Annotated in this window: 6 protein-coding genes; 4 read left to right on the top strand and 2 right to left on the bottom strand. The window is 41.2% G+C overall.

Features of this window, described 5'->3' with window-relative positions; genetic code table 11:
- Positions 1-928: 928 nt before the first annotated feature.
- Positions 929-1,444, top strand: a complete 516-nt coding sequence (locus J8L86_RS20940; protein WP_211031444.1) for a TetR/AcrR family transcriptional regulator — start codon at positions 929-931, stop codon at positions 1,442-1,444.
- Position 1,445: 1 nt separating this feature from the next.
- Positions 1,446-2,507, top strand: coding sequence for an alcohol dehydrogenase family protein (locus J8L86_RS20935; protein WP_065108889.1), 1,062 nt, complete (start codon positions 1,446-1,448; stop codon positions 2,505-2,507).
- A gap of 58 nt (positions 2,508-2,565) precedes the next feature.
- On the opposite strand, the gene J8L86_RS20930 is transcribed toward J8L86_RS20935, so the two are convergent.
- Positions 2,566-3,363, bottom strand: a complete 798-nt coding sequence (locus J8L86_RS20930; protein ID WP_211031443.1) for an SGNH/GDSL hydrolase family protein — start codon at positions 3,361-3,363, stop codon at positions 2,566-2,568.
- Positions 3,364-3,403: 40 nt separating this feature from the next.
- Positions 3,404-3,718: a N(4)-acetylcytidine aminohydrolase gene (yqfB, locus tag J8L86_RS20925; protein ID WP_055026540.1), complete on the bottom strand. Its 315-nt coding sequence runs from the start codon at positions 3,716-3,718 to the stop codon at positions 3,404-3,406.
- Between the two features lie 162 nt (positions 3,719-3,880).
- Here yqfB and J8L86_RS20920 point away from each other — a divergent pair, with 162 nt between their 5' ends.
- Both J8L86_RS20920 and J8L86_RS20915 read left to right on the top strand, forming a co-directional pair.
- Positions 3,881-5,251 (top strand): leucine-rich repeat-containing protein kinase family protein, encoded by a 1,371-nt coding sequence (locus tag J8L86_RS20920; protein WP_247663599.1) that lies wholly within the window; start codon positions 3,881-3,883, stop codon positions 5,249-5,251.
- Between the two features lie 48 nt (positions 5,252-5,299).
- Positions 5,300-5,896 carry a uracil-DNA glycosylase family protein gene (locus tag J8L86_RS20915; RefSeq protein WP_211031442.1) on the top strand — a complete coding sequence of 199 codons (597 nt, stop codon included), beginning with the start codon at positions 5,300-5,302 and terminating at the stop codon, positions 5,894-5,896.
- Positions 5,897-6,089 lie beyond the last annotated feature (193 nt).

Raw genomic sequence — 6,089 nt, 5'->3', positions numbered from 1 at the left:
ATGTCTGTAATTCGAGTGTTGGCGAAAGATAAAATCCCTCGTCGTTTTAAAATAAGGCGAGCCAGTTCAAGTCTGGCCTCGGGTACCATTATTCTTCTATGAAGAGCTTACATACGACTTAGTATTAAGGTGTATGGTGCAAAAAGCCTCAACGAAAGTTGGGGCTTTTTTGTATCTAAAATTTGAATTTGCCTCTACGTCTAGGGCAAAAGATAAATCCCTCGTCGTTTTAAGATAGGGCGTGGCAGTTCAAGTCTGGCCTCGGGTACCATTATTCTTCTATGAAGAGCTTACATACGACTTATTGTATTAAGTGTATGGTGCGAAAAAGCCTCAACGAAAGTTGGGGCTTTTTTGTGTCTGTAATTCGAGCGTTGGCGAAAGATAAATCCCTCGTCGTTTTAAAATAGGGTGTGCCAGTTCAAGCCTGGCCTCGGGTACCATCATTCTTCTATGAAGAGCTTACATACGACTTATTGTATTAAGTGTATGGTGCAAAAAAGCCTCAACGAAAGTTGGGGCTTTTTTGTGTCTGTAATTCGAGCGTTGGCAAAAGATAAATCCCTCGTCGTTTTAAGATAGGGCGCGCCAGTTCCAGTCTGGCCTCGGGTACCATCATTCTTCTATGAAGAGCTTACATACGACTTAGTATTAAGGTGTATGGTGCAAAAAGCCTCAACGAAAGTTGGGGCTTTTTTGTATTTAAAATTTGAAATTTTCCTCTTGGGGAAAAGTTAACATTTCTCACCTTGTTAAAACTTTGTCGTATGAAAGTCGCTTGTGTCTGTCTAAGCCTAATTGGGGCATTACTTGCTCATTTCTATTCACTGTTTTTTGAACAAGCCCACAGTTTAATCAATATAAGTTCACAAAGTAGAACGAACACTCTACTATGGGTAGAGTGTTCGTTCTACTAGTAGGGGTGTTTGTGCTTAAACAACAAATTGCAGCAAGTCTTGAAGATGTGTTTAGCCAGTTTGGTTTTGCTGAACCGAGTGTTTCTCAGTTACAAAAAGCGTGTGATGTGAGTTTGAGAACCTTGTATAAACATTTTCCTTCTAAAGAAGAAATGATTGTCGCTGCGTTAGATTATCGTCACCAACGATACTTATCTTTTTTGGAACAAGATACAACATCACTTTCTGCGACAGAATCTGTGCTGTGTATTTTTGATCGCTTGCAGCAGTGGATGGAGCAATATGCGCCTAACGGATGTATGTCGATGAATGCCATTGCTGCTTTTCCTGAAGATGAAGCGATCAAAGACGCGGTAGATACGCATAAACAACAAGTTAAGCATTACTTGGGTAATGTTTGTCAACGACCAGAACTGGCCACTCAGTTATTCATCTTGCACGAGGGCGTATCAAGTGTATGGCCTTTATTAGGTGCTGATGCGTTTATCTCAACCAAAATCACAATAACCACCTTACTGGAGCACTAATATGTCACCCATTTCAACATCATTGCCACCTACCATGAGTGGGATTCAGCTTTTAGGCCATGGCGGACCCGAAGTCTTAGCGCTAAACAATGACATTGCTGTTCCAAGTTTTACGGACGAAGATGTGGTGATAAAAGTATTAGCCGCAGGTGTGAATAATACAGACATTAATACCAGAACGGCTTGGTACTCGAAATCTGATGCTGATAGCGACGATGCCAGCTGGTCAGGTAATGCATTAACTTTTCCACGGATCCAAGGTGCGGATGTGTGTGGCGTGATAGTGGCCGTTGGGGCAGGTGTTAACCGCAATAGAATAGGCCAGCGAGTGTTAATTGAGCCGTGTTTACGTTTTGCTAAAGGAAAACGTTTAGAGAGCCCTTGGTATTTTGGCTCAGAATGTGATGGAGGGTTTGCAGAGTATACCGTGGTGGCCGATCAACATGCCCATGCTATAGATAGTGAGTATTCTAATGAGGAGTTGGCATCATTTCCATGTTCCTATTCAACGGCTGAAAATATGCTAACTCGAGCTAGAGTGACTGCCAAGGATACGGTATTGATCACAGGCGCTTCTGGAGGTGTTGGCTCCGCAGCAATTCAGTTAGCAAAAGCACGTGGTGCTAAGGTGATTGCTGTAACTAGCCCAAGTAAGAATGAGCAACTTCTTGCATTGGGAGCCGATCAAGTTTTGGAGCGTAATATTGATTTAGTGAAAAGCTTAGGCCGAAACAGTGTCAATGTGGTGATTGATTTGGTGGCTGGCAAGCAATGGCCACAATTGTTAGATATCTTGATGCCAGGAGGACGCTATGCGGTATCCGGTGCTATTGGCGGTGCTATCGTTGAGCTTGATGTAAGAACCTTATACTTAAAAGATTTAAGTTTTTATGGTTGCACAGTGCTTGAGCCAGACGTGTTTCCAAATTTAGTTAAGGCTATTGAGCAGAAAAAGATAGCCCCCGTGATTGCAGAGGTTTTTCCTTTAGCTAAGATTAACGATGCTCAGCTGATGTTTGAGCAAAAACAGCATGTTGGGAAAATTGTACTCACTGTTGGCTAAGTATGCTTAATGCAATGATGGCCAACAATGTCTTAGGCCATCATTGATTGGCTTTTAGTTAACCGATTTGTTGATTTTGGTTCACTTCGATGAGGTCGACCACCATTTTACCCCAGTGTTGATAAACCTCAGCACTAGGATGAAAACCATCTTCAGCCATGACCGCATCAGTGAGCGATTCGCGCATATTTAATAGTTCACAGGGTAAATCACTTTTTGATACCCAATGGTGTAAAGCGAGATTAAATTCAGCCGCGCGTGCGCCTAAAAACCAACGAAAAGGTTGCGGTAAAGCAGGAAAAGCCTCCATCGGCGGCACTGCGGTAATTATAATGTGTTGGCAATTAAGTTTGCTTTTTAATAAATCGCAAAGTTGCTCAATGTGTAGAATCCAAGTGCTGCTTGTAATGGGGCTTAGTACATCATTAACGCCTAAGGATAATACCGCGATATCTATATTTTTTGAGCTGTTATCAGGGATCACTTTATTAAGGTGATTTACACACGCTTGAGTATTGCTACCGCTTTTAGCAATCAATTGCCAATGAACTTGACGAATGTGATGGGTGTTAACACCCGAATGACGTGATTTTAAATGAGACAGAATTTGCCCAGTAAGCGCCTGTTGTTGGGTTTCCACTCCTACGCCAGCAGCGGCAGAGTCACCGACAATGAGTAGGTTTAATGGTTCGACAGTTTGATTTAATGCCTGATTTAATGAGCCATCATGAGGCGCTAGATTATCGACTCCTTCTCGCAGTCCTGTTGCTTCTGGTAATGGTAATGTCGTTTTTTTTACCCAAATGGCCTGCACGAGATAGACAGGCCAAAGCAGTAATAAACTAAGGTAATGCATATGTCGGTGTCCTTTCCGTTTGTTGTGTTAAGTTATTGCATTAAACCAGACTAAATTTGATTTCATAAAGTTGTTCAACGCCTGGGTAAACTTCTTGTATGAGTGATTTCAGCATGTCTAAAGGCATATTCTCTTGCATAGCGTGAGTGTCATCTAACTGATGAAATGCCACTTTCTTTATCGAAATAACCTTAATATTGCAAAACCAGCGTTCGTCTTCAAATGTCGACACACTGAGGGTTTCGCCTTCGATGAAATGAGCTTCAGATTCATCTCGTAAGGTAATCGTTTTTGCACCAGATAAAATATCTTCTTCAAAGCGACTAAAAAAGCTAATAGGGGTTAGTTCAGGCATTTAACGGATATTCTTGTGTTGTAGTGATAACATTTTGCGATATTTATTATACATCTAGCAAGTGATTCAATTTCGTCATATTTCACAATCTAATCAGATAGCTTAACTTAACGACCTGAATAACATATCATGTGCGCTTTTTTGTCCATTGCCATGGACGATATGATGAAGGAACTTCCATTGCACACGCTAGCTCAATTACAGTCCGGTGAATTAAAACAGCAACACATCAAGCGATTACAAATAGCAGAGCAATTAACGACATTTCCATTAGAGATTTTAACCTTGTCGGACTCTTTGGAAGTGCTTGATCTTTCAAATAACCGACTCAGCAGTTTACCTGATGAGTTTGCTTGCTTAGCTGAGCTTAAAATTCTGTTTCTTTCATTTAATTGTTTTACCGAAATCCCATCTGTCATTGCTCAGTGCCCTAAACTTGAAATGATTGGCTTTAAAGCCAATCAAATTGAATCGGTACCAGAGAATTGCTTTCCGGTTGATACCCGCTGGCTTATTTTGACTGACAATCAAATCACCCATTTACCAGAGTCAATGGGGCAATTACATCGCTTAAAGAAGTGTGCTTTAGCAGGGAATGTGATTACTCAATTACCCGATTCAATGCAGAACTGTCATGAACTTGAGTTACTGAGAATATCGGCCAACAAGTTAGCAAGTGTACCTGATTGGTTATTAAGTCTCCCAAAGCTTGCTTGGCTGGCATTTAGTGGAAACCCTGTGACGCAAAGTAGCGAAACTCATGCAGACTTTTTACAAGCAAGCATGTCTGAATTTGTATTAGGCGATCAATTAGGTCAAGGCGCTTCAGGGGTGATATATCAAGCTCAATGGAACAAGGCGCAATTGGATAGTGCTCAAACGTCTAGTCATCAAACCGTTGCGTTAAAGATGTTTAAAGGGGCTGTTACCTCAGATGGATACCCAAAAGATGAGCTTCATTGTTGCTTAACCGCAGGTGAACATCCAAATCTGATTAAAGTGTTAGCGCAAATTGCTGAGGGGGATGACTTAGGTTTAGTTATGGAGATTATCCCTTCTGGTTATTATAATTTAGGTTTACCACCATCGTTAATTACCTGCACACGAGATACCTTTGCCGATGAAATGAGTATCTCACTGGAAAACATTATAAAGGTTATGGCGAGCATGGCTGGTGCATTAGCCCATTTGCATCAACAAAAAATCAGTCATGGCGATATTTATGCGCACAATACTATGATAGATGACAGTGCAAATATTCTGTTCGGTGACTTTGGCGCAGCGACGGATTTAAATAAATTATCTGTATCGCAAGTTAATCAAATGCAAGCGATTGAAGTGAGAGCCTTTGGCAATATGTTAGAAGATCTTCTCGGACATTACAGTCAATCTTCTCTACATGAAAGTAGTGACTTGGCTGACAAAACGCTATTCACGTCGTTATTATTATTGACAGAACAATGTTTAAATAACTCAGTGAGTCAGCGCCCAAGTTTCAATGAACTCGCTCAACAAATATCAAGTTTACGTTAAACCATATCGGCTTAAACATGCGAGCTTGGTTAATGACAAAGGAATGGAATGACACAAGCTCAAATTGACATCATATCCCAGCAGATCAAGCAATGCCGTTTATGTGAATCAAGGTTAGCCCATGGTGCTAATCCTGTGGTACAGATCCATTCGAAAGCGAGAATCTTAATTGCTGGGCAAGCTCCTGGGCTTGCTGTGCATCAATCAGGTATTCCTTTTAATGACGCTAGTGGAGATAGACTAAGGGACTGGTTAGGCATAGATAAGGCTGTATTCTATGATCCCGAAAAAGTCGCTATTCTCCCGATGGGCTTTTGTTATCCAGGAAAGGGCAAAAGTGGCGATTTACCGCCGTTAAAAATATGTGCGCAAACTTGGCGAGAACACGTTTTAGCTGAGTTGACTCACATTAAGCTGACCGTACTTGTTGGTAAATATGCTCAAGACTATCATTTAAATGAAACCAAACAGTCTTTAACGCAAACAGTACAAGACTGGCAAAAATACCCCGATTCAATTCTGCCTTTACCGCACCCAAGTCCAAGAAATAATATATGGCTGGCAAAAAATCCGTGGTTTGCCGAGCAATTGTTACCTGAGCTCAAACATCGAGTCAATCAAGCGCTCGCGATGTCGTCTATATAAGTCGGTGATATATTAGTCTTTCGCGCTGTGTTTTTATGCTATTTGCTCGCAAAATGGGCATTTGAACAATAAGTTTCATTTTTATGTTGATCCTATCTGAAAAATCAGTAAAGTATGCACCACATCAGCGGCGGCAACCGATTGCTTACGTTGAAAAACAAATTTTGTAACGCGTTTTGACGAGTTACCAGAG

It is taken from the genome of Shewanella sp. MMG014 (assembly GCF_018100775.1).
GTDB lineage: Bacteria > Pseudomonadota > Gammaproteobacteria > Enterobacterales > Shewanellaceae > Shewanella > Shewanella japonica.
The sequence above is the reverse complement of the archived record's forward strand: the minus strand, read 5'-3'. Positions and strand labels throughout refer to the sequence as shown.